At 27.1% G+C, this 23,335-nt stretch carries 23 protein-coding genes; 11 read left to right on the forward strand and 12 right to left on the reverse strand.

Going from position 1 to position 23,335, the window contains the following annotated elements; genetic code table 11:
- Positions 1 to 162: 162 nt before the first annotated feature.
- The 6 genes from BLT70_RS08315 to BLT70_RS08340 are packed head-to-tail and all read right to left on the reverse strand — an operon-like array spanning position 163 to position 3,013.
- Positions 163 to 945, reverse strand: coding sequence for an MBL fold metallo-hydrolase (locus BLT70_RS08315; protein ID WP_091893453.1), 783 nt, complete (start codon positions 943 to 945; stop codon positions 163 to 165).
- Positions 942 to 1,361, reverse strand: coding sequence for a thioesterase family protein (locus BLT70_RS08320; RefSeq protein ID WP_091893455.1), 420 nt, complete (start codon positions 1,359 to 1,361; stop codon positions 942 to 944). The genes BLT70_RS08315 and BLT70_RS08320 overlap by 4 nt, the downstream gene beginning before the upstream one ends.
- Entirely contained in the window at positions 1,351 to 1,986 is a 636-nt protein-coding gene (gene ribA / locus BLT70_RS08325) for a GTP cyclohydrolase II (RefSeq protein ID WP_091893456.1), read from the reverse strand. The genes BLT70_RS08320 and ribA overlap by 11 nt, the downstream gene beginning before the upstream one ends.
- A 48-nt stretch (positions 1,987 to 2,034) precedes the next feature.
- Positions 2,035 to 2,424, reverse strand: a complete 390-nt coding sequence (locus BLT70_RS08330) for a NifB/NifX family molybdenum-iron cluster-binding protein (protein WP_091893458.1) — start codon at positions 2,422 to 2,424, stop codon at positions 2,035 to 2,037.
- On the reverse strand, positions 2,424 to 2,603 hold the full coding sequence (locus BLT70_RS08335; protein ID WP_091893460.1) for a DUF5320 domain-containing protein: 180 nt from the start codon (positions 2,601 to 2,603) through the stop codon (positions 2,424 to 2,426). Before BLT70_RS08335 ends, BLT70_RS08330 begins: the two co-directional genes overlap by 1 nt.
- A 2-nt stretch (positions 2,604 to 2,605) precedes the next feature.
- Positions 2,606 to 3,013: a DUF134 domain-containing protein gene (locus BLT70_RS08340; protein WP_091893462.1), complete on the reverse strand. Its 408-nt coding sequence runs from the start codon at positions 3,011 to 3,013 to the stop codon at positions 2,606 to 2,608.
- Between the two features lie 331 nt (positions 3,014 to 3,344).
- Between BLT70_RS08340 and BLT70_RS08345 the strand changes: the two genes are divergently transcribed.
- Complete coding sequence (locus BLT70_RS08345; protein WP_091893464.1) at positions 3,345 to 4,139, forward strand: hypothetical protein; 795 nt, start codon at positions 3,345 to 3,347, stop codon at positions 4,137 to 4,139.
- Between the two features lie 155 nt (positions 4,140 to 4,294).
- On the forward strand, positions 4,295 to 5,362 hold the full coding sequence (locus BLT70_RS08350; RefSeq protein ID WP_091893466.1) for an endonuclease/exonuclease/phosphatase family protein: 1,068 nt from the start codon (positions 4,295 to 4,297) through the stop codon (positions 5,360 to 5,362).
- A 10-nt stretch (positions 5,363 to 5,372) separates the two neighbouring features.
- On the opposite strand, the gene BLT70_RS08355 is transcribed toward BLT70_RS08350, so the two are convergent.
- The 3 genes from BLT70_RS08355 to ychF all read right to left on the reverse strand — a co-directional run bounded on the left by BLT70_RS08355 (position 5,373) and on the right by ychF (position 8,771).
- A complete protein-coding gene (locus BLT70_RS08355; RefSeq protein ID WP_091893468.1) occupies positions 5,373 to 6,161 on the reverse strand; it encodes a transglutaminase family protein in 789 nt (262 codons plus the stop codon).
- 232 nt (positions 6,162 to 6,393) lie between these two features.
- Positions 6,394 to 7,581, reverse strand: coding sequence for a hypothetical protein (locus BLT70_RS08360; protein ID WP_091893469.1), 1,188 nt, complete (start codon positions 7,579 to 7,581; stop codon positions 6,394 to 6,396).
- Between the two features lie 98 nt (positions 7,582 to 7,679).
- Positions 7,680 to 8,771: a redox-regulated ATPase YchF gene (ychF, locus tag BLT70_RS08365; protein WP_091893471.1), complete on the reverse strand. Its 1,092-nt coding sequence runs from the start codon at positions 8,769 to 8,771 to the stop codon at positions 7,680 to 7,682.
- A gap of 205 nt (positions 8,772 to 8,976) precedes the next feature.
- On the opposite strand from ychF, the gene BLT70_RS08370 reads away from it, so the two are divergent.
- Positions 8,977 to 10,440: a carboxypeptidase-like regulatory domain-containing protein gene (locus BLT70_RS08370; protein WP_091893473.1), complete on the forward strand. Its 1,464-nt coding sequence runs from the start codon at positions 8,977 to 8,979 to the stop codon at positions 10,438 to 10,440.
- A gap of 58 nt (positions 10,441 to 10,498) precedes the next feature.
- Here BLT70_RS08370 and BLT70_RS08375 read toward each other — a convergent pair whose 3' ends face one another.
- A complete protein-coding gene (locus BLT70_RS08375) occupies positions 10,499 to 10,849 on the reverse strand; it encodes a 4Fe-4S dicluster domain-containing protein (RefSeq protein ID WP_091893475.1) in 351 nt (116 codons plus the stop codon).
- Positions 10,850 to 10,919: 70 nt separating this feature from the next.
- Between BLT70_RS08375 and BLT70_RS08380 the strand changes: the two genes are divergently transcribed.
- From BLT70_RS08380 to BLT70_RS08415, 8 genes are all read left to right on the forward strand, one after another.
- The gene (locus BLT70_RS08380; RefSeq protein WP_091893476.1) at positions 10,920 to 11,981 is read left to right on the forward strand and encodes an acyl-CoA reductase; all 1,062 of its coding nucleotides are present in this window, start codon (positions 10,920 to 10,922) and stop codon (positions 11,979 to 11,981) included.
- A gap of 84 nt (positions 11,982 to 12,065) precedes the next feature.
- A complete protein-coding gene (gene serC, locus BLT70_RS08385) occupies positions 12,066 to 13,133 on the forward strand; it encodes a 3-phosphoserine/phosphohydroxythreonine transaminase (RefSeq protein ID WP_091893478.1) in 1,068 nt (355 codons plus the stop codon).
- Between the two features lie 84 nt (positions 13,134 to 13,217).
- Complete coding sequence (locus BLT70_RS08390; protein ID WP_091893480.1) at positions 13,218 to 14,171, forward strand: D-2-hydroxyacid dehydrogenase; 954 nt, start codon at positions 13,218 to 13,220, stop codon at positions 14,169 to 14,171.
- A gap of 84 nt (positions 14,172 to 14,255) precedes the next feature.
- Entirely contained in the window at positions 14,256 to 14,915 is a 660-nt protein-coding gene (locus BLT70_RS08395; protein WP_091893482.1) for a YggS family pyridoxal phosphate-dependent enzyme, read from the forward strand.
- Between the two features lie 24 nt (positions 14,916 to 14,939).
- Positions 14,940 to 16,019: an exonuclease domain-containing protein gene (locus BLT70_RS08400; RefSeq protein WP_091893484.1), complete on the forward strand. Its 1,080-nt coding sequence runs from the start codon at positions 14,940 to 14,942 to the stop codon at positions 16,017 to 16,019.
- A gap of 78 nt (positions 16,020 to 16,097) precedes the next feature.
- Positions 16,098 to 17,975: a DUF3857 domain-containing protein gene (locus tag BLT70_RS08405; RefSeq protein WP_091893486.1), complete on the forward strand. Its 1,878-nt coding sequence runs from the start codon at positions 16,098 to 16,100 to the stop codon at positions 17,973 to 17,975.
- Between the two features lie 131 nt (positions 17,976 to 18,106).
- Complete coding sequence (locus tag BLT70_RS08410) at positions 18,107 to 18,637, forward strand: RNA polymerase sigma factor (protein WP_091897531.1); 531 nt, start codon at positions 18,107 to 18,109, stop codon at positions 18,635 to 18,637.
- A 3-nt stretch (positions 18,638 to 18,640) separates the two neighbouring features.
- Positions 18,641 to 19,423, forward strand: a complete 783-nt coding sequence (locus BLT70_RS08415) for an anti-sigma factor (RefSeq protein ID WP_091893487.1) — start codon at positions 18,641 to 18,643, stop codon at positions 19,421 to 19,423.
- Positions 19,424 to 19,692: 269 nt separating this feature from the next.
- Here BLT70_RS08415 and BLT70_RS08420 read toward each other — a convergent pair whose 3' ends face one another.
- Complete coding sequence (locus BLT70_RS08420) at positions 19,693 to 21,924, reverse strand: TonB-dependent receptor (protein ID WP_091893489.1); 2,232 nt, start codon at positions 21,922 to 21,924, stop codon at positions 19,693 to 19,695.
- Positions 21,925 to 21,945: 21 nt separating this feature from the next.
- A complete protein-coding gene (locus BLT70_RS08425) occupies positions 21,946 to 23,241 on the reverse strand; it encodes a hypothetical protein (protein ID WP_091893491.1) in 1,296 nt (431 codons plus the stop codon).
- Positions 23,242 to 23,335: the final 94 nt, after the last annotated feature.

Consider the following 23,335-nt stretch of genomic DNA (forward strand, 5'->3'; position numbering starts at 1 on the left):
CGTTAAAAATGTTCAAAAAAAGAACATTTTGCTAAAATAAGAATGTTTTACAACACTATTAAATTCTTTAAAAATTTATAGCTTTTTTTACTATAAAACTTAAAATAGTATGTAAAAATTTTCAAATTGTATTTTTTTAATTATTTATTAGGATTATTTTATTTAAAAATTTAAAATCATGCCTGTTTTTACTTGTTCAATATGAAATACTTCATTAAAAGCAACCAGAGCAGGAAACTGAGTGCAATGCGATGGATATATTTTTTTTATATTTTTTTCTTTTAAATATTTGATAGTTTCTTGTGTCTGTAAATTGTTCTGTTTTAAATGAAAACCGCCAATAACAGCTTTTACATTTTTAATTTTTGTTACTTTACAAGCATACTCAATAATATTACAAACACCCGCGTGAGAGCATCCGGTAATTACTATAATTTCATTATTTTGAATAACAACAATTGCAGAATCGTCTTTTACTATATCGGGTTGTCCTAATTTATCAGAAAAAGTAGTTTCTTTTGCTTCAAAGTCATTTACTTTAGGTATTTCTCCCAAAAAAATAATATTGTCTGATAAATAATAAGGTCTTTTAGATAGAATTAATGTAAACTTTTTCTCTATTTCCTTTTTACTTAATTTAAGTCCAATATTTACATCCTCTTTTTGTCTATATCGTTTCATAAAAACATTAGGATGCGTTATTAGTGTTTTATTGCTGATGTATTCTAATCCATTTCCATGATCCCAATGTCCGTGACTTAAAACCACCGTTTCCACTTCTTGTTGAATATCAATACCTAATTTTTGTGCATTTATAAGAAAAACATCCGTAGCACCTGTATCAAACAAAAATTTTTCTTTTTCATTTTCAATTAAATAAGACAATCCATGTTCTGCAAGAAATCCAGATCCTGCACAATTTTCTGTTAAAACAGTTAGTTTCATACAACATTAGTTTTAAACTTAGTTATCAATATTTTTTCAATAAAAGTTGGAATATTCTTTGGCAAACGAGAATCAATATCAACAAAAACAACTGTTGATTTTGATTTATTTAAAAGTATGTTTTGTTCATTTCTAATTTCAAATTCGAAACTGAAACGAACTTTTGGCATTTCTTTGATAGTTGTTTTTATGGTGATTAATTCGTCAAAATGAGCTGGTTTTTTATATTTAATATCAAAAGAAATTACTGGTAACATAATATTATGCTCTTCTAATATTACTTCATCTAAACCCAATTTTCTTAGTAATTCATTACGAGATTGATGACAATATGTAACATAATTTGCATGATACACATAGCCCATTTTATCTACTTCACCATAACGAGGTCTTAATTGAAAAACATCAGTTATCATAACAATTATTTACTTGTTTTTCTTTACTAAGTTGATGTCCCATCTGCTTTTCTTTAGTATCTAAATAATTTTTATTAAATGAATTTGATGGAATTATTAATGGAGTACGATCAATAACTTGAATTCCGTTTTCTTCTAAACCAATAATTTTTTCTGGATTATTTGTTAACAAATTCACTTTTTGAATGCTTAGCTTAGAGAGAATTTCGGTTCCTATTTGATAATCTCTTTCATCCGCAGCAAAACCCAAATGCACATTTGCTTCAATAGTATTCATGCCTAATTCTTGTAATTTATAAGCTTTCATTTTATTCATAAGCCCAATGCCTCTACCCTCTTGTTGTAAATACACGATAATTCCGCTGCCATTTTTCTCAATTAAATTCATAGCTTCAATTAACTGATCTCCGCAATCGCACCTTAAAGAACCAAACAAATCGCCAGTTGCACAAGCGGAATGAATACGAGTTAAAACAGTTTCATTTGCTTTAAAATATCCTTTAATAAGTGCCATATGCTCTAAACCACTTTCTTTTTCTTGAAATGGAATTAATTCAAAATGACCATATTTAGTAGGAAGTTGTACTCTTTCTCCTTGTAAAATACTTATATTTTTATCAGACATTTTTTTATGATTTTATAACGAAAAACTGATACATTATTGTTATAGAAATTAATGATTACATGCGTGAGCATGACCTTTTGTGTGATTGTGATGATGTTTTACACAACTAATACCATTATCGGTAATTTTGCCTTCTACAAATTCTAAAATAACATCTGCAGAATTACCTTTGCAACCTCTTATTACGCCAATGCCTGCATTATTTAATTTATGCATTGCACTATCGCCAATATTACCAGATAGCATAAATGTAACACCTTCATTGGTAAGCGTGTTTATAATGTTTGATTTACAGCCACATTTGCCATCAGATTCTAATAATTGTAAATCTATAATTTCATTTTTATCAGAAAACGAATAAATTTCATAGAATTTACAACGTCCAAAATGGTTTTCTATTTTATTGTCTTTTGTAATTGGAATTGCTATTTTTTTCATTATTTTAAAAAATTAGATGTTGTTATCTTTGTTTTATTATTATTATTTCTTCTTCCTTTTTTAAATGGTCTATTTATAGGATCTTCATTATTATCCGTTTTAGTTTTACGGCATTTTCCTAATTGCATTCCAGTTTTTGGACCTAATCCTTCAGGACCTTTATGATCAAAATTTGGCATTTTTATTCATTTAAATTTTCTAATTCGTTTTTTTCATCCGAAGGACAGTCACCACAAATAGCGTCATCTTTAACACCATCAACTAATTTAAAACATGTTTTACATTTGTACCAATCTTTTTCAAATTCGAAATCTCCACCTTTAATAAGTATCGATTTACCTTCTACAAATGCTTTACCAATTTTTTTTAAGGCGCTGTTATATATTCTAGTTAATGTTGGCCTTGAAACCTCCATCTTTTCAGCGGCAGCATCTTGAGATAGTTTATCATAAATAACTAACTTAACCGTTTCATATTCTTCAAATTGCATTACAATATGTTCTGTATCACAAAACCTAATTCCAAATGGTTTAAAACCTAACATTTTAGGAGGATGATCTACTTTTCTTTTCTTTTTTGGACGTGGCATTTATCAAAAATTAATACGATTATTTTAGTTCTATAAAATATAATCACAAACAAAGGTAATGAACTTACGTTCATAATCTAAAGATTTTTATTATAGTTTTTCATAAAATAAAGAAATAAGGAAGTAAACAAAAAAAATAAGCACTACAACATTGATTTAAAGTAAAATAACAAAATTGTATAAAACTGTAGATTATATCTTTTATTATGCTATAAATTTAGAATTATAGTGATAAAATTTATTTTTTATTTAATTTTTAAAAAAAACTTATATAAAAATGTAAGGTTTTATATTTTAGAACGATTATACTATCTATCAATCAAAATAAACCATGAAAAAAACATTTACTATTACCTTACTAGGGATTCTATTATTTGTAAGTTGTCAAAAACAAGTAAAAAAAGAAGTTGTTACGAATGAAACTGAAAAAAAAGTTTTAATAACTAACTTTACTGAAAAAATAGAAATTGCACATAAAAAAGCTGAGTTTTTAAAGCATGAAGCAATTCAGTTTGATGCTTTTATAGAATTTGGAGGAAATGAAATTTTTAACGCAAACGTTACTATTTCTACTAATTCTGATATTGCTAAAATAACTTATAAAAATGGAGATGAAATCTATGTAAACAAAGAGAATATATTTGTATCTCCTAGCTTAAAAGACAATAAAGGAGTTCGTTTTCATGCTTATACCTGGGGATACTTTTTCTTATATCCTTATAAATTAAGTGATAAAGGAACAAAATGGAATTATGATTTTAAAACAAAAGAAACAACCAATAATTTTGATGTTGCAAAACTAACTTTTGAAGCTAATATTGGTGATGCACCAGATGATTGGTATATTGTTTATACTAATAAAAATACTCATCTTCTAGAACATGTAGCATATATTGTTACTGCAGGAAAAACGAAAGAAGCTGCAGAAAAAGATCCTCATGCTATAAAATATGAGGATTATAAAATGATTGAAGAAATTCCGTTTGCAACAAATTGGGGTTATTATGGCTGGAATATTGAGTCTGGTTTATCTGATAAAATAGGAAACGCAAAAATTACCAATATTCATTTTGTAGAAGGTTTTAGAAAAGACTTTTCTATTCCAGAAAATTATATTAAAAAGTAATATATTCATTTTATATATTTGAAAACCTCACCTTTTGTGAGGTTTTTTTGTTTTAAAAAAATGCTTAAAATTCCATTTAACTTTTTTATAATTAGAAACTAAAGAACCTTTAACAAGTCTTTTCTATTTTTGGTAACTTTGTATAAAAATTTTTAGTGGATCAATTTTTTCTAGTTTTATCTTTATTACTTATTATATTAAGCCTGTTGCCATTTATCAAAAATCAACATTGGATATTTCGTGTACCCGAGTTTCTAAAAATTCAGTTATTTACTCTAAAAATAACAGCAATTATTGGACTTTTCGTTTTTGCTAAAAAAGATACTTGGTTTTGGTTGGTTATAGTTTTTCTAGTTATTTTAATTATTTATCATGCTTATCTTTTAGCTAATTTTATAAAACTTAAACCAAAACAACATAAACTGGTAAAAACTTTAAAAGAAATTAAAGTAATATCTGCTAATATTTATCAATTTAATAAAGAATTTGAAAGATTTAAAAATCTTATCAGAAAAGAAAAACCTGATATTTTTGTTACGATAGAAAGTAATAAAGACTGGGAATTTGAATTGCGAGATTTAGAAAACAATTATCCTTACAACGAAAAAATTACTCTAGAAAACACATACGGAATGCATTTATATGCTAAAATTCCAATTCTTAAAATTACTACACATTATTTTGTTGCAGACGATTTACCAAGTATAGAAGCTCTTTTTAAAACTGAAAGTGGAGAAGAATTTGTTGTTTTCTGTGTGCATCCTCCTCCTCCAAGTCCTACAGAAGAAAATACTTCTAAAGAACGTGATGGAGATTTAATGTGCATTGCAAAACGCGTTAAAGAAATTAAGAAACCAACACTTGTTATTGGTGATTTTAATACAGTTGCTTGGTCTAGAATTTCTAAATTATTTCAAAAAAATAGTGAGTTAATTGACGGACGAACTGGTCGTGGTATTTTAGCTACTTATCATGCTAAATATTGGCTTTTTAGAGCACCTTTAGATTTGGTTTTTCACAGCTCAACTATTTTTCTTAAAGAGTTAAAGGTTTTAGAATATATTGGTTCTGATCATTTTCCTATTTGTTGTATTTTCTGTATTAATACATCTAATTTCAACCAAGAAAAACAGGTTAAAACCATTACCACAGAAGAAGAAAAAGAGACATTTTCACTTATTAAAAAAGGAAAAAAAGAAGATAGCAACAATAGAAATACTTAGGAAAAAGTGCTTAATTTTTAATTTGAATTACAGAAACACTTTGTTGTAAAGAATGCGCAACAGGTCCAAATTGGTTAAAAATTGCAACATCTGCTGCGTCAAGTCCATAACCTACAGACACATAACCTCCTTTTATACCTGTTTGTGTTGCATCAAAAGTGTACCATCGACCACCAACAAAAGCTTCAAACCAAGCATGCATATCCATAGGATATAAATTATGCAAATAACCAACTACCATACGAGCTGGAATACTTAAACTTCTACATAATGCGATGCCTAAATGCGCTAAATCTCTACAAACACCAGAAAGTTTATAATTAACTTCAATAGCAGAAATAGGATATTCGCTACTTCCAGGAATGTAACTAATATTTGTACGTAACCATTCTTCTATAGCAAATACTTGACTATAACCAGGATTTACATTTGCAGTAATAGCATTTGCCAACTCATTAAAACGGTCAGATTCACAATATCTACTTGGCAATAAATAACATAGTATATCGTTTGGTAAGTTTTTTATTTCTACAAAAGGCGCATCAAAATCTACATCAACAAATTCAGAAGTTTTTACATCTGATGTAGTATGAATAGAAAAATTACCTTTAGGCGCTACTAAACGCTGACACAAATTACCATAATGATCTGTAAATTCTGTAATAGGTACATTTGGTGCTATTTTAAATTCATCACGTTCAATCCATTGTTCTTCGCCACTTCTAGGACGCAACATTAATACAAAAGGAGTTGACAATTCTATATTAAAAGCCAATTTACAACTAACACGTAACCACATAAGAAGACTTTATTAAATCAATTTTTGTTATCAAAATTGATAACTCTTAAATTTAAGTGATTTATAGTAGAATTGCGTTAATTTAAGTATAATAATTACATATATAATTTACAAAAACAATAAAAATAAGGACTAAAATTTAGCGACAAAAATAGTATTCGACTTTAATTTACTTATTTAAAATTCAAAAAATATAAAAATCCCGATAATTTATTATCAGGATTTTTATATTTTAATTTCTAAAATTATTTCGAGTAATAATTGATTTTAATCTTTCTTTTAAATCTTGACCTGAATCATAAATCATTTGTTCGTTTGTTGGAAATAGTACAACTTTTAATGCAATTTGATCTAAAAAAGAATCCTCTAAAGCTCTTTTATCACCTTTAAATTTTGCATAAATATGCTGAAAAGAAAAGCTACTTTCTATAGGATACGTTTCTATAATTTGCCTTGTATTTAAATCTACATACTTAACTTGACCTATTACTTTTGATGATTTAAATTGTGTAAATTGATACAATTCACAACGAACTTTTATCATTTTATCAACTTTAATTTTATTACCTTCTTGATCTAAAACCTGATTTCCATCTTTATCTAAAAGATATTTAAAGCCATCTTTAACTTCTTTTTGTTTAATTATTTGCTTTTCTCTCACTTGTTCTGGAGAAATTTGGATATCTCTAAGATTTAATTCTAAACCAAAATCGTATTTAATTTTTGGATTTTTATAACCATGATAAACCGTCCATAAATCGTTTAAACCATAAGTATCAAAATTTAATAAATCTTCTTCTAATCTTTTAGTAATAACTTTCTGAGTTTCATTTTTCATAGAAACAATTACATAATCTAAACCTCTTTCATGCGCAATATTTATTAAATTACGAACATCTTTAAAATTAGGATTTATCTTTTCTATATATTCTAAATCATCAAAAGCGGTTCTATAATCAAATTTATTATTTGCATCAAAAAGTTTTCTTGCTTTTAAATATAAATAGTCTGATAATTGATTTTTATTAGCGATAATTTCATCATCATAATTATGGAAATTAAATTCGGCTTCATTTCCATTCTCTAAAATTCGCAATGGCAACAAGGGTTTTATTGCTTCTTGTCTATTCTTTAAGTTGTTATAAATACCATAAATAGTTTCTATGTTTTCTGGATTTTGATCCTTTTTTAAAAAAGAAATTCTATCTAAATCTTTAGCAGTTGCTTTTGCAAAAGCTTCTTGAATCATAAAAACGTAAGGTTGATTTCCTTTTTTTGCTTTATTCTTTTTTAAATTTTCGAGAGCAGTATTTATCGCAAAATCATAATTACCATTATTAATAGCTTCTTGTGTATTTTTAATACTACTGCAAGCAATCAATAAAAAAGAAAATGCTGTAAAAAGTAAAATTTTCTTCATAATACGTAAGGTTTTATGTTGTAATTACAATGAACATGCCATAATTTATTTTATGAAAAATAAAAAATAAAGAAACTAATTTATCATTTTTATTTTAACTACACGTTAAACCTAAAGTGCATTATATCACCATCTTTAACAATATACTCTTTACCTTCTACTCTCATTTTACCAGCTTCTTTAGCTTTTGCCTCAGAACCAAAAGCAACAAAATCTTCATAAGCAATTGTTTCTGCTCTAATAAAACCTTTTTCAAAATCTGTATGAATTACTCCTGCAGCTTGTGGCGCAGTTGAACCAATAGGAATTGTCCAAGCTCTAACTTCTTTAACTCCGGCAGTAAAATATGTTTGTAGGTTTAATAATTTATAAGCAGAGCGTACCAATCTTGCAACTCCAGCTTCTTCCAAACCCATATCTGCCAAAAACATTTGTCTTTCTTCGTAGTCATCTAATTCTGTAATATCTGCCTCTGTACCAACAGCTAACACAATTACTTCTGCATTTTCATCTTTTACAGCTTCCTTTACTTTATCTACATAACTATTTCCAGAAACGGCAGAAGCTTCATCAACATTACAAACATATAGTACTGGTTTAGCAGTAATAAATTGTAATGATTTAACTAATTCCATTTCTTTTTCAGAAAACTCAATTGCTCTTACAGAAATTCCTTGTAACAAAGTTTCTTCTACTTTTAACAAGATTACTAATTCTATCTGTGCTTCTTTATTACCCGTTTTTGCCGTTCTTTTAACTCTTTCTAATCTTTTTTGAACAGTTTCTAAGTCTTTTAATTGTAACTCAATATCAATTGTTTCTTTGTCTCTAATAGGATCAATAGAACTATCAACATGAATAATATTATCGTTATCAAAACAACGTAAAACATGTAAAATAGCATCTGTTTCACGAATATTTGCCAAAAACTGATTTCCTAAACCCTCACCTTTACTAGCTCCTTTTACAAGACCTGCAATATCTACAATTTCTACAGTTGCAGTTTGCACTCTTTCTGGTTTTACCAATTCTTCTAACTTTTTTATACGCTCGTCTGGTACATTTACAACACCTAAATTAGGTTCAATTGTACAAAAAGGAAAGTTTGCACTTTGTGCTTTTGCGTTTGATAAACAATTAAATAAAGTTGATTTTCCTACGTTTGGTAATCCTACAATTCCGGCTTTCATAATTTAAATATTATATAAAAAAGTAACTTTTAACATAAATTAAGTTAAGAGTTCTTAAATTTTTAAGAATGCAAATATAATACTTTGTTAAATTTAATACTGCTTTTATTTAGGATTCTCAAATTGTTATACATTTCGAAAAAAACAACCAAATATGCCTAAAAAACTACTTTACTTTACAGTACTATTCATTCACATTTTAGAGATGAATTCCCAAACAATTTCTGGTAAAATTTATAATATAAATTCGCTAGAACCTATTGAAAAAGCGGCAATTATAACCAATTTAAAATCGGGTACAAATTCTGATGAATATGGAAATTACTCCTTAAATTTAAATAATGTAACTACAATTACTTTTTCTTGTTTAGGTTTTCAATCAAAAACAATTTCAAAAAATGAATTAATAAAAAGAAATTATATTGTAAAATTAATAGAGAATATAAATCAGCTAAAAGAGTTTCAATTAAATATTGCTAAAATATCTTTAGATAGTTTATTGATAAAAACAACAAGAAACATGAAAGAAAATTATCTTTCATCGCCAGTAAAACAGGATGTTTATGCTATAGAAAATCAGAAATTAGATTTTAAAAAACTTGAATTCGAATTAAATTCTAGTTCAATTTTAAATAGAAAAAAACGAAAATTAGCCGAAAAAGATTTAATTAAGTTTGCTGATAATCTTAAAAAAAGAAAACCCACGTTTGGCACAGAATTTAAGAGTACTATTTTAAGTAATAAATTCTATTCAGAAAAAATTAAAAAAGATGTAGATTCTTATCAGGTAAAAGAAGTACAAGGCTTTCAAAAAATAAATATAGGCAATGGTATTTCTATAAAAAATATTGCCGAAAAATTACAAAATGTAGTTTTAAAACATCTAAGTACTAAATTTACATACAAAGTAAAATCGGGTCTTTTTAAAGTAGAAGATTCTTTATCGTTAGCAGAAACTACTAAAATTGCAGATTCTTTAGCAAAAGACAACACTTTTAGCGATTATAACCAAACTTATCCTTTAAGTAATATAAAACGTAAAGGTTTATTTTTCAACGTTTCATCAGAAAATAATTTTTTAGATCAAAAATATTACAAACATAAACTAGAAGAAAATGAACTATTAGGAGTTAATAAATATTATGTAATATCATTTAAACCAAAAAAATCTAAGTCTAAATATGCTGGTAAAATTTATATAGATTCTTCTAACTTTTTCATCAAAAAAATTGAATATGCATACGCTAATGGTAAACGTGGCGAACATTTAAACTTAAAATTTCTATTTGGCATTAAATTCTCTGAGAACGAACATAATGTTACACTTTTTTATGAAAAAAATGAAAACAATAAAGTGTATATTTCTTACCTAAAAGAAAATAATACTAATTACGCTTATATAGATAGACCTATAAAATTTATAGAAAACTCTTCTGATAAAAATAAAGTGAAATTTAATATTAAAATAGAAATAAATGTAAATGAAGAAAGGGAAACCTTAGTTAATAATATTACTGATTATGAATCTGATAATCTAAAAAAGAAAACAAAAGAGGAATTAAAAGCAGCTTATAAAAAAAGAACTCCTTTTATGACTAAAGAAGAATATAATACTACCGATTGGAAAAACAGGTTTCTAATTAAACAATATTTAGAGCAATATAAATAAACAAAAAAATCCCCAAATGTAAAATTTGGGGATTTTTATTTATGATAAGAAATACTTTTTATTCACCATGCATAAAACTTTGTTTTTCTAACAGTACTTCGTCTGTTTCTACATGTTCATCATCTGGTATACAACAATCTACTGGGCAAACTGCTGCGCACTGAGGCTCATCATGAAAACCTTTACATTCTGTACATTTATCTGGAACAATGTAATAAATCTCATCAGAAACTGGTTCTTGATCTTCATCTGCATTTGCAGATTTTCCATTTGGTAAAACCACATTACCTTTTAAACTTGTTCCATCAGAATATTTCCAATCATCTGCTCCTTCATAAATTGCTGTATTTGGGCATTCTGGTTCGCATGCCCCACAATTTATACATTCATCTGTTATAATAATTGCCATAATTTTCTTTTCTGTTTTTGTACCTTTGCAAATGCAAAAATAAAGCCAAAATCATAGACAACCAAAATAAATGATTACTATTCAAAATAGAATTACTGCATTCGCAAAATTAGGGGACTTTTTAAGTCAGTTTTCTACAGATAATATAATAAAAAGAGATGATATTGAACATAATGAAATCTTTTTTGATGGCTTTTTACATCAAATAAAAATAGCGCAAGAAAATAATTCTTGGTTTACAAAAGATAATGTTTTATTTACGCTAAACAGCTGGAGCAAATCACTAACAAATAGCAATTTAACGACATTTACAAACAGCATTAATCTAGATATAAAATCACCTAAAAAGGTAGCTATTATTATGGCTGGAAACATCCCTTTAGTAGGTTTTCATGATTTTTTATCAGTATTAATTTCTGGTCATTCTGTGGTTGTAAAACAATCATCTAGCGATAAACACTTATTGCCTTTTTTAGCAAAATATTTAGAGTATGTTGAAGCTGATTTTAAAGGAAAAATCACTTTTACAGAAGAAAAGCTATCAGATTTCGACGCAGTTATCGCTACTGGAAGCAATAATACAGCTCGTTATTTCGAGTATTATTTTAAAAATAAACCAAGTATTATTAGAAAAAGCAGAAATTCTGTGGCAGTTATTACAGGAAAAGAAACTGAAGAAGATTTTGTAAAACTATCTGATGATATTTTTCAATATTTTGGTTTAGGTTGTAGAAATGTTTCTAAATTATTTGTTCCTAAAGGATTTGATTTTGATGCTTTTTTTACAGGAATGTACGCAAAAAAAGACATTATTAATAATGCTAAATATGCCAATAATTACGACTATAACAAAGCTGTTTATTTAATGAGTTTATTCGATTTACTAGAAAATGGTTTTTTAATGATTAAGGAAGACGAAAGTTACTCCTCGCCTATTGCAACTGTTTTTTATGAATATTATGATAATGAAATAGATTTAAAAATAAAATTATACGAAGACAGAGAAAAAATTCAATGTATTGTTGCTAAAGATTTTATAGAAAATGAAGTTGAATTTGGGCAAACTCAACATCCGAATCTAACAGATTTTGCAGACGGCGTGAATACATTAGATTTTTTATCAACAATATAATAAAATAACAAAGTTCTAAAATTTGCAGAGTTACAAAATAATAAACTCTACAACTTTGCAACTCAAATAAAGAGAATACAAAAAATGAAAAAACATAATTTTAGTGCAGGTCCTTGCATTTTACCTGAAGAAGTACTTAAAAAAGCATCAGAAGCAATTATTAATTTTAATGATGATAATTTATCTTTAATAGAAATTTCTCACAGAAGTAAATCTTTTGTTGATGTAATGGAAAAAGCTCGATCTTTATCTTTAGAGTTGTTAGGTTTAGAGAATAAAGGTTATAAAGCCTTGTTTTTGCAAGGTGGTGCAAGTTTAGAATTTTTAATGGTTGCGTACAATTTATTAAATAAAAAAGCTGCGTATTTAAACACAGGAACTTGGGCAAATAAAGCACAAAAAGAAGCTAAAGCTTTTGGAGAAACTGTAGAAGTAGCTTCGTCTAAAGACAAAAATTTCTCATACATTCCTAAAGGATATTCTATTCCTGAAGATGCAGATTATTTTCATTGTACAAGTAATAATACTGTTGCAGGAACACAAATAAAAGCATTTCCAGAAACAAATGTTTCTTTGGTTTGTGATATGAGTTCAGATATTTTTTCTCGTCAATTAGATTTCGAAAAATTTGATTTAATTTATGCTGGAGCTCAAAAAAACATGGGTCCTGCAGGTACTACTTTGGTAATTATTAAAGAAGAAATTTTAGGAAAAGTTGAAAGACACATTCCTTCTATGTTAGATTATCAAATTCATATTAATAGTGATAGCATGTTTAATACACCTTCTGTTTTTGCGGTGTATGTTTCTATGTTAACTTTACAATGGCTAAAAGATTTAGGCGGAATTCCTTTTATAGAAGAAGTAAACAACAAAAAAGCGGCACTTTTATACAACGAAATTGACAGAAATCCACTTTTTAAAGGAGTTGTAGAAAAAGAAGATAGAAGTAATATGAATGCTACTTTTGTTTTAACAGATGAAAATTTAAAAGAAACTTTTGATAAAATGTGGACTGATGCAGGAATTAGCGGTATAAATGGTCACAGAAGTGTTGGCGGTTATAGAGCAAGCATGTACAATGCTTTGCCTTTATATAGTGTACAAGCTTTAGTTGATGTAATGCAAGAATTAGAAAGAACTCAAAAATAAAATACAAATCGTTATTAATAATAAAATAGAACATTTTAATATGATTGTGCTATATTATTTGAAATGACAGACTGAAAGATATAAATGAAAATATTAGCAAACGATGGAATTTCTAAAAGCGGAAAAGATGCTTTAGAAAAAGGAGGATTTGAAGTATTAACAGTAAAAGTTGCTCAAAATCAATTAGAAAATTACATTAACGAACATAATATTGATGCAATTTTAGTAAGAAGTGCAACACAAGTTAGGCAAGAATTAATTGAAGCTTGCCCAAGTTTAAAATTGATTGGTCGTGGCGGAGTTGGCTTAGATAATATTGATGTTGAATATGCAGAAGATAATGGTTTATTTGTTATAAATACACCAGCTGCTTCTTCTAGTTCTGTTGCAGAATTAGTATTTTCTCATTTATTTGGTATGGTTCGTTTTTTACATTCATCAAACAGAGAAATGCCTTTAGAAGGAGATTCTCGTTTTAAAGAATTAAAAAAAGCGTATTCTCAAGGAACTGAATTAAGAGGAAAAACATTAGGAATTATTGGTTTTGGTAAAATTGGCCAAGAAGTTGCTAAAATTGCAATTGGTATTGGTATGAACGTTTTAGCTACGGATGATGAAATTTTAAGCGCACCAATAATTTTAGAGTTTTTTAACGGACAAAAAACTACTTTTACAATTGATACTGTTGATAAAGAAGACGTTTTAAAAGAATCAGATTTTATTACTTTACATACTCCTGCACAAGAAGATTATATTATATCGGCATCAGAAATTAAAAAAATGAAAGATGGCGTAGGAATTATAAATACTGCAAGAGGTGGAATTTTACATGAAGTTGATTTAGTTTCTGCAATAGAAAACGGAAAAGTACAATATGCTGCATTAGATGTTTTTGAAACAGAACCTAATCCTGCAGTTCAATTATTAATGAATCCAGAAATTTCTTTAACTCCGCATATTGGTGCAGCTACTAAAGAAGCACAAGAAAGAATTGGTTTAGAATTAGCTAAACAAATAATAGAGTTGTTAGAAAATTAAATAATTAAAAGTTCTCGATATAATTTTGATTAAATTTTTTGTATCGAGAACTATTAGAATTTTATCACCTTTAAAACTTATTAAATGATAAAAGAAAACTTAATTAAAATAAAAGAATCAATTCCAGAAAATGTAACCTTAGTTGCAGTTTCTAAAACCAAACCTATAGAAGATTTACAAGAAGCTTATAATGCTGGTCAGCGAATTTTTGGTGAGAATAAAATTCAGGAAATGGTTGATAAATATGATGCTTTACCAAAAGACATAAAATGGCACATGATTGGTCATTTACAAAGTAATAAGGTAAAATATATGGCTCATTTTGTAGATTTAATTCACGGAGTTGATAAATTTAAAACATTAGTAGAAATTAACAAGCAAGCAAAAAAACATAACAGAGTTATTAATTGTTTGCTACAAGCTAAAATAGCCAAAGAAGATACTAAATTTGGTTTTTCTTTTGATGAAATAGAAACCGTTTTATCAACAGAAAAAATAGCTGAATTACAAAATATTAATGTGGTTGGTTTTATGGGAATGGCAACTTTTACTGAAGATGAAGTGCAAGTATCCGAAGAATTTTTATCTCTTAAAAACTTTTTTGATAAACTAAAAGCTAAAAATAAATTCCTTAAGGTTTTATCAATGGGAATGAGTGGCGATTATCAACTTGCAATTAAAAATGGTAGTAATATGATTAGAGTTGGTAGCTCTATATTTGGTAATAGAAATTATAATCAGTAAATTTATCAAAAAAAGAAAAAGAAATTGTACGCTATTTTAGACATCGAAACTACTGGAGGAAAATTTAATGAAGAAGGCGTTACTGAAATTGCCATCTATAAATTTGATGGTCATACAATTGTAGACCAATTTATATCGTTAGTAAACCCTGAAAAAGAAATTCAAGCATTTGTTGTAAAACTTACAGGTATTAACAACAAAATGTTGGTAAATGCACCTAAATTTTACGAAGTTGCCAAGAGAATTATAGAAATTACAGAAGGTTGTATACTTGTTGCTCATAATACTTCTTTTGATTATAGAATTTTAAAAACTGAATATGAAAGATTAGGTTTTGATTTTAAAAGAAATACATTGTGCACTGTAGAATTAAGTCAGCAACTTATTTTAGATCAACCATCTTATAGTTTAGGAAAACTAACAAGATCTCTAGGAATACCAATGACAGAAAGACATAGAGCTTCTGGAGATGCTTTGGCAACTGTGCAACTTTTTAAACTTCTACTAGAAAAAGATACAGAAAAAACAATTATTCAAGAATCTATAAAATACTTTGACAGAAGGCTAGAAAAAGAAAGATTACAAACTCTAATAGATACAATTCCAAATGTTGTAGGCGTTTTTTACATCCATGATTCTAAAGGAAAAGTTATTTATATTGGCAAAGGAAAAAATATAAAAGCAGAAATTAATAAATTGTTTTTAAAAATTACTCGAAGAGCCGTAAAAATACAAGAAAGAGCAACTTCTGTTTCTTTTGATAAAACTGGTAATGAACTTTTTACGCGCCTTAAATATTATATAGAGCTAGAAAAATTAGCTCCAAAATTCAATTTTAAAAAGAAATTTAAAATGACTTTGAATAATTTTAATAATGATAATTTTGTTATTATTGATAAAGGTAGAGAAGTTGAAGAAAACGCAATTATATTAATTGAAAACAATATTGTTTATGGTTATGGATATACAAATTTAGCAATTCAAGAAAATGACTTAAGCATTTTAGAATCTGTATTAACTAAAATTGAGAATAAAGAAATTTCTAAAACTATTATAAAAAATTACTTAAATAAAAATTCCGTTCAAAAAATAGTTCGATTTTAAATGATAAAAAAAATAATTTTTCCCCTTATACTACTCCTTTATACAATCAGTTTTTCGCAAAATAGTAAATCATCTAAAATGGGACAAACCACATTAGATGAATTAAAAATGACTATTTACGACAAGGATTCTACAGCAACCGCAGTAGTTTTATACGAACATGCAAATATTTATATTGATGTAAATAATGATTATAACACAAGAACTGACTTTTATTTTAGAATAAAAATTTTAGATAAAACTGCCTTTGATTTAGCAAATATTTCTATACACCTATTTAAAAAGAAAAGACTCTTAGATGTAAAAGCTAGAACTTATAATTTAACAGAAATTGGTACAATAGAAAAAATAGCACTATCAGAAGATAAAATTTATACAAAGGATGCATCAGAAAATTGGACCACAAAAAACTTTACCTTACCAAACATAAAAGTTGGTAGTGTTATAGAATATTCTTATAGTATAATTTCTCCTTATTTAGGTATTGATGACTGGCTTTTTCAGTCTGATATTCCTAAAATAAAAAGCGAATTTGATGCCGCAATTCTTGGTAATTATAAATACAAAATTAGAATAACTGGATACCTAAAATTAGATAAAGATGATGTTTCTGTAAAGAAAAAATGTATTTACATACAAGGTTTAGGTGAAGGTGATTGTGCCATATATTCTTATGGAATAGATGATATTCCTGCATTTGAGGAAGAGGATTATATGTTAAGTAAAAAAAATTATTTATCACGTTTATCATTTGATTTAGAAACATATACAAGTTCTAGAGGTGTTATAGAAAATTATACAACAACATGGAAAGAAGCTGATAAAAAGTTGAAAAAGATTTTCTTAAATAATCAAACATCAAAAAAAAGTTTTTTTAAGAAAAATATTCCCGAAGAAATTTTGAACATAAAAGACGATTTAGAAAAAGCTAAAAGTATTTATACTTTTATTCAAAATCGTTTTACTTGGAACGAAGAATATTGGAATGATCAAGATGAAAAAATAAAACAAGCTTTTAATGATAAATCTGGAAGTGCTGGTGAAATAAATTTATCGTTATACAATAGTTTAAAAGTTGCTAAAATTAATGCAAATTTAATTATATTATCAACTAGAAATAATGGTATACCAACAACATTATTTCCTGTTATTTTCGATTTTAATTATGTAATTGTAAAAACAGTAATCAATGGTGTCGACTATTATTTAGATGCAACAAATAAGTATTTACCTTTTGGTCAAATTCCAGAAAGATGTTTAAATGGTAAGGCCAGACTTATAGATTATTCTGGCGAAAGTAATTGGGTTGAATTAAAACCTAAAATGAGTTCTTTAAAAAATATAACTGCTATTTTAAATTTAAATGAAGATGGTTTTTTAGATGGCGAATTAAAAATTAGAAGTCTTGGCTATGAAGCATCAAAAAAAAGAGAAAAAATAAACTTACTAACTGAAGACAGTTATTTAGAAGCATTTGAAGGCGACAATTCTGATGTAGAAGTTGAAGATTATAAAGTTAATTTTAAAGATGAACTTGAAAAACCTTTACAAGAATTTTTTAAAATAAAGATGTTTTTAGATAATGAGTTGGCAAATAAAATAAGAATAAATCCATTCTTTTTTGATAGATTAAAACGAAATCCTTTTAAATTAAAAGAGAGAAACTACCCAGTTGACTTTGGGTATCCTAGAAAAAATAATTTTGCGTTAAGCATAACAATTCCAGATAATTACAAAATTACTAAAATTCCAGAATCAGTAGCTTTTTCGCTACCAAATAATGGAGGTTTATTTGTTTTAAGATCTAAAGTAGTAAAAAACAAAATAACATTATATGTTAGAATGAGTATCAACAAACAAATCTACTCTACAGATGAATATTTTGCACTAAAAGATTTTTTTAATCAAATAATTAGTGCTGAAAAATCAGTAATTATTTTAGAGAAAAAGATTTAGTAACATATTTATGCTATTCTTATAAATATTGTATTTTTAAAAAAAGTAGCACTAATAATTAAAATATTCTTTTCTTAAAAAGAAAATAACCTTAATAGATTTAATTGCATACATTAGCTGTTGATACAACTATGAATCAAGAACAATTAATTTTACAGTTTCAGAAAAAGGATGTGAAAGCATACGAAAAACTTTACAATCTTTATTGTGATAGTATTTCTGGTGTTGTAAATAGTATTGTTAAAAATGATAATGTTGCCCAAGAAATTACACAAGATGTTTTTATAAAAGCTTGGAATAAAGCAGATACTTACTCTGCCAAAAAAGGACGTTTTTTTACTTGGCTTTTAAATATAGCACGTAATTCTGCGATAGATTATACCCGATCAAAAAAGTTTAAACAGTCTAAACAAAACCTTAATGCAGATTTTTTCGTAGATATATTAGAAACAAGTTCTTCTTTAGATAGTTTAACAAATACAATTGGTTTAACCGATTTTGTAAAAAAACTGGGCGATACTTGCAAAGCTGTAATTCAATTATTATACTTTAAAGGTTTTACACAAAAAGAAGCATCAGAAGAATTAGAAATACCTTTGGGTACTATAAAAACAAAAAATAGAACTTGCATTGGCGAATTACGCACAATGCTTGACACATAAAAAATGGATAGTAAAGAATACATAGCATCTGGAATTTTGGAACTTTATGTTGCAGGTTCACTTTCTGAAAAAGAAAACCAGGAAGTGTATGAAGCTATGCAAAAATATCCTGAAGTTTTAGCAGAAGTAGAATCTATAGAAAATGCTATTGTACAATTAACTGCATTTGCCAAAAAAGATAGTACTTATTCATTTAATGATATTAAAAATCAATTAAAAGTTGATGAACATAAAGTAATACCGATTTCGAAACCAAAATCGAATTGGGGGTTATATACAGGTTGGGCAGCTGCTTTTATATTTGGTTCAACCTTAATTTTATCTGTATTACAAAATAACAAACTAAAAAATCAATTGGCTTCTGAAAAAGAATTGTTAGAAGCTCAAATAGATAGCGCATCTACTAATTTAGCTGCTGCAGAAAAATTAATTGAAATTTTTAGAGATAAAGACATTATTTCTGTGTCTTTAGCAGGGCAAACAGTTTCGCCAACTTCTTATGCTAAAGTATATTGGAACAAAAAAACAAACTCTATTTATTTAGATGCTAAAGGATTACCAGAACCTCCAAAAGGAAAAGTATATCAAGTTTGGTCTTTAACTTTAGATCCTTTATCGCCAACTAGTTTAGGAACTTTAGATTCTTTTACTGCTGACACTAATAAGATATTTACCATATATAATGCAAATAAATCTGAAGCATTTGGTATTACATTAGAACCTACAGGAGGAAGCCTCTCTCCTACTTTAGAACAATTGTATACTTTAGGAGCAGTTTCTTCTTAATTTTTAATTAGAGAATTTAATCTCCTTAGTTTAAACTTGCAGATCTATTTTTACGATATTAACATAAAAGATATTTATCAATACCAGAATAAATTATATAACAGAGATAAATATTTACACTTAAAGAGATCTTTTTCTTTGTCTACAACCATTCGAATAAATACATTTCAAACTTTTATGTCTAAATATTTATTACCTAAAAAAAATGCCTGCTATATTAAAATAACAGGCATTTAATCCAACTAAAAAAAAACTATTACTATTTTTCTTTAAAACTCATAACTTATAGTTGCTTTTGCAAAAAATGGAGTTCCAGGTGTAAAATGAATTTCTTCTACAGAATCAGTTTCATTTTGCAATCTGCTTTCTGTTGCAAATTGAGTTTCATTCCAATCGACATCAAATATATTTTCGAATGCAACACCTAAAGTTAGGTCTTTATTTATATTATAATTAATGTTTAAATCACTTACAAAATAACCTTCTGCAATTATAGAGTTGTCTTCATTCGCTGCTCTATCAGCTAAATATCTGTAACGAAAACCGCCAGAAAAATTACCCAAATTTGAAAATGACAAACCACCAGCCATTGTAAAATTAGGCGCTAAAGGAATGTAATCTTCGCCAGATATATTTTCTAAACTTCTTGCTTTTGTAATAGTTGCATCTGTATCAAAATAAATATGATCGGTTAATTGATAACGGATTCCTAAATCTAATCCAAAACGTTCAGATTTTCCAGAAGGTTCTACGATTCCTGCATCACCAACATACACAAATTCTTCTTCGGATAATAAATACCAAGCTGCAGTATTTAAAACCAAATTTTTAGTTGGTTTCCAAATATTTCCAAAATCTGCTCCATAAGCTCTTGGTAAAATTTTATCTGCATTTTGTTGTAAAACAACTCTTGCATCATTAGAATGAAAACCAATTCCTGATTTTAAAAACCATTGTAAATTATCATTTTGTGTGTACAAAAAGTTTAACTTCGGATTTACAATTGCTTTAGTTTTAGACAAAGTTTCATAAGACGTATTTAAATTATCATTGTATAAAAATTTAAAATAATCTACACGAACTGCTGGTGAAATTTTAAATTTCCCAATTTCAAATTCTGAATTAAAAAATGCATATAAATTAGTTTGTTTAACGTCTCCAAATTGAATTCTGTCTAACAATTCATTTCTATTTTTAGTATGTGACAATTGATTATCAGCAACTAAATCGTAACGTAAACCAAAACCTTTTGTATATTTTGCTTCAACAGAACCATACTTTTTAGTACTGATGATTTTTGCATTCATTCCAAAAATATCTCTATCTTCAAATTGTCTTATTTGATCTCCATTTACAGCATCTTCTAAAAAGAATGTAAAGTTAGAAAACAACTCGAAATCATATTTTGAATAAAAAATATTTGCTTTAAAAATAGATTCATCAGACAAGGTTTTATGTAATTGAACATTTACATTTGTTCTTGACGTAAATCCACCTTCAGTATCATCAATAGCTCCGAAACGAGAAATATTTCCATTTTCAACTTCTCTTTCTGGTATTTGTCCAGAAGCATCCCAAGAACTAGTAAGATGCGAAGCTGTTAAAGTCAATTTATCTTTTCCGTTTAAAAACGTATTATATTTTGCAAAAAGATTTAATCGGTTAAAATTTTGTGGCGATTCAAAAGGCCCATCAGTTTCTATATATTCTACAGCAACATACGCATCCTCTTTTTTACTATTTTCTAAAAGATTAAACATTCCAACAGTTCTTAGCGAATTAAAATCTCCATAACCAACAGAAATTAGGTTTTTGTTGATGCTTGTTTTTGTTGAAAAATCTACATAACCTGCTGTATTAAAATCACCTTGATTTGCATAATAAGGTCCTTTACCAAAATCTATTTTTTGAATAGTTTCTGGAATTACAAAATGCAAATCAGAATATCCTTGACCATGCGCATGCGAAACCATATTTATTGGCATTCCGTCAACAGAAAGTGTAATATCTGTTCCGTGATCAATATCAAAACCTCTTAAAAAAATCTGTTCTGCTTTTCCACCTCCAGCATGTTGCCCAATAAATAAACCGGGAACTTTTCTTAAAATTTCTTGCGAGTTATTTACAGGATTTAGTTGTAAATCTACTCTAGAAATAGTTTGCAAAGCGTTGATTTCTTTACGCAAAACCAATTCTTCTAATTGAAATATTTTAGTTTTTAAAATTATTGTAATATCATTTTTAATGTCTTGTTCTTTTACTTGAATTGTCTTTTTTTCAAAACCTAAAATACTAACTTGAATAAAGTTATTTAGGGTTGTATTTTCAATTGTAAAACTTCCGTTTTCATTTGTGTGTGTATGAGAATTAGAAGTTGTATTTACCACATATACATTCTCTAAAGGTTCATTAAAAGAGTTAAGAATTCTTCCTTTTAATTCTTGTCCAAAAGAATTTAAGCAAAAAGTAAAAACAATTAGTATCGTTAATTTATGTTTCATCATTTTAAAATTTTTGCGAATTTAAATATTTTGTACATCATTTTCTGTTAAAGGACCTAACTCATATATACTTTTTAACAATTCTTCTTTTAACTTTTTAGCTTCCAGTAATTTATTATTTGCTTTTAAAATATAAGCACAGTGTAATAATGCTTCAGGCTCAAAAGTTTTACCAATTACATATTTTTCTGAAACTTGAATTGCCTTTTTAGAATTTCCGTTTTTGAAATAACACCAAGCCAATAAATCATACGATTGTGCTGTTGGTCTTTGTGCAACTTCTTGTTTTGCAATTTCTAATGCTTTTGTAGTACTTGTTTTATCGTCAGCAAATAATAGCACATTATATTTTGCATACATAGCACCATATTTTGTATCGACAACTTTTGCTAAATACAGTTTTGTTTCCGTTTCTTTTTTAGAAAAATCACCCATAAAACTAGCTATTTCTGCTTTTAATAAATGATAATCTGGAGTAGCATTTTCTTTTGTAACTGCATCTAAAATTCTTAATGCTTCTTCTGGATTTCGTTCATGAGAATATACAATCCAAGCAATTCCTTTTTTTGCATAACTATTATTTTTATTAATTGCTAATGCTTTTAAATATGCAGTATACGAATCTTGAATTCTACCTGCATGACCATAATAATCTGCTAAATTTGTATAATTCCACTGTAATAAACTTTGATTATTTGATGCTTTTGCAATCTTCAAAGCACTTTCTAAATATTCAATAGCCTTATCTAAATTACCAATATCATCATTGTATTTTGATACTCTAATCAAATAATCAAAATCTTTAAAGTTTTTTATTTTTGATAAATATTTTTCTACTTTCTCTAAGTTTCCAAGTTCTAAATAAACATCAACTAACATATAACGAGTTTGTTGTAAGCTCTCTCCATTATATTCTGCTTTTGTAAGCAATTCTAAAGCTTCTTTAAAACGATGTTGAGAAATGTAGTTTTTTGCCAAACTTCTTAAATAACCTGCGTTATTAAAATTTGTTTTTTTGTTTGCAGAAAATAAGTTTTTTTCTGCTTCCTTTAATTGATTGATATCTCCTGTTAATTGAAAAATTTGTGAATTTGCAGAAGCTAGTTTTAAATAATAAGGATATTGATTAGGCGTTTTTTCTAACTTATTGTTCCAAAAACTTAATTCTTCATTTACGGTTTCTAGTGATGAATTTTCATCAACTTGTAAATAAGCTTGATAATCTTTTGTGTTTGTTATTTGTTTGGTTTCGTTTTTATTGCAACTCGTTGCGAAAGAAAAAACGACAATCACTAAAATTAGTTGGATATATTTCATGATGTGTAGTTTTAAGTTATTTAAATAAATTCGCGAATTTTTAATAGGAAATAATTCGCCAATTTTATTGTTCTTAGTTTAATTTGTTTTAATA

This window comes from Polaribacter sp. KT25b (genome assembly GCF_900105145.1).
Lineage (GTDB): Bacteria > Bacteroidota > Bacteroidia > Flavobacteriales > Flavobacteriaceae > Polaribacter.

Coding starts and splice junctions, on each gene's coding strand:
- BLT70_RS08315 (WP_091893453.1), bottom strand. CDS start 945: ATGAAACTAACTGTTTTAACAGAAAATTGTGCAGGATCTGGATTTCTT.
- BLT70_RS08320 (WP_091893455.1), bottom strand. CDS start 1,361: ATGATAACTGATGTTTTTCAATTAAGACCTCGTTATGGTGAAGTAGAT.
- ribA (WP_091893456.1), bottom strand. CDS start 1,986: ATGTCTGATAAAAATATAAGTATTTTACAAGGAGAAAGAGTACAACTT.
- BLT70_RS08330 (WP_091893458.1), bottom strand. CDS start 2,424: ATGAAAAAAATAGCAATTCCAATTACAAAAGACAATAAAATAGAAAAC.
- BLT70_RS08335 (WP_091893460.1), bottom strand. CDS start 2,603: ATGCCAAATTTTGATCATAAAGGTCCTGAAGGATTAGGTCCAAAAACT.
- BLT70_RS08340 (WP_091893462.1), bottom strand. CDS start 3,013: ATGCCACGTCCAAAAAAGAAAAGAAAAGTAGATCATCCTCCTAAAATG.
- BLT70_RS08345 (WP_091893464.1), top strand. CDS start 3,345: ATGAAAAAAACATTTACTATTACCTTACTAGGGATTCTATTATTTGTA.
- BLT70_RS08355 (WP_091893468.1), bottom strand. CDS start 6,161: ATGTGGTTACGTGTTAGTTGTAAATTGGCTTTTAATATAGAATTGTCA.
- BLT70_RS08360 (WP_091893469.1), bottom strand. CDS start 7,581: ATGAAGAAAATTTTACTTTTTACAGCATTTTCTTTTTTATTGATTGCT.
- ychF (WP_091893471.1), bottom strand. CDS start 8,771: ATGAAAGCCGGAATTGTAGGATTACCAAACGTAGGAAAATCAACTTTA.
- BLT70_RS08370 (WP_091893473.1), top strand. CDS start 8,977: ATGAATTCCCAAACAATTTCTGGTAAAATTTATAATATAAATTCGCTA.
- BLT70_RS08375 (WP_091893475.1), bottom strand. CDS start 10,849: ATGGCAATTATTATAACAGATGAATGTATAAATTGTGGGGCATGCGAA.
- BLT70_RS08380 (WP_091893476.1), top strand. CDS start 10,920: ATGATTACTATTCAAAATAGAATTACTGCATTCGCAAAATTAGGGGAC.
- serC (WP_091893478.1), top strand. CDS start 12,066: ATGAAAAAACATAATTTTAGTGCAGGTCCTTGCATTTTACCTGAAGAA.
- BLT70_RS08390 (WP_091893480.1), top strand. CDS start 13,218: ATGAAAATATTAGCAAACGATGGAATTTCTAAAAGCGGAAAAGATGCT.
- BLT70_RS08395 (WP_091893482.1), top strand. CDS start 14,256: ATGATAAAAGAAAACTTAATTAAAATAAAAGAATCAATTCCAGAAAAT.
- BLT70_RS08405 (WP_091893486.1), top strand. CDS start 16,098: ATGGGACAAACCACATTAGATGAATTAAAAATGACTATTTACGACAAG.
- BLT70_RS08410 (WP_091897531.1), top strand. CDS start 18,107: ATGAATCAAGAACAATTAATTTTACAGTTTCAGAAAAAGGATGTGAAA.
- BLT70_RS08415 (WP_091893487.1), top strand. CDS start 18,641: ATGGATAGTAAAGAATACATAGCATCTGGAATTTTGGAACTTTATGTT.
- BLT70_RS08420 (WP_091893489.1), bottom strand. CDS start 21,924: ATGAAACATAAATTAACGATACTAATTGTTTTTACTTTTTGCTTAAAT.
- BLT70_RS08425 (WP_091893491.1), bottom strand. CDS start 23,241: ATGAAATATATCCAACTAATTTTAGTGATTGTCGTTTTTTCTTTCGCA.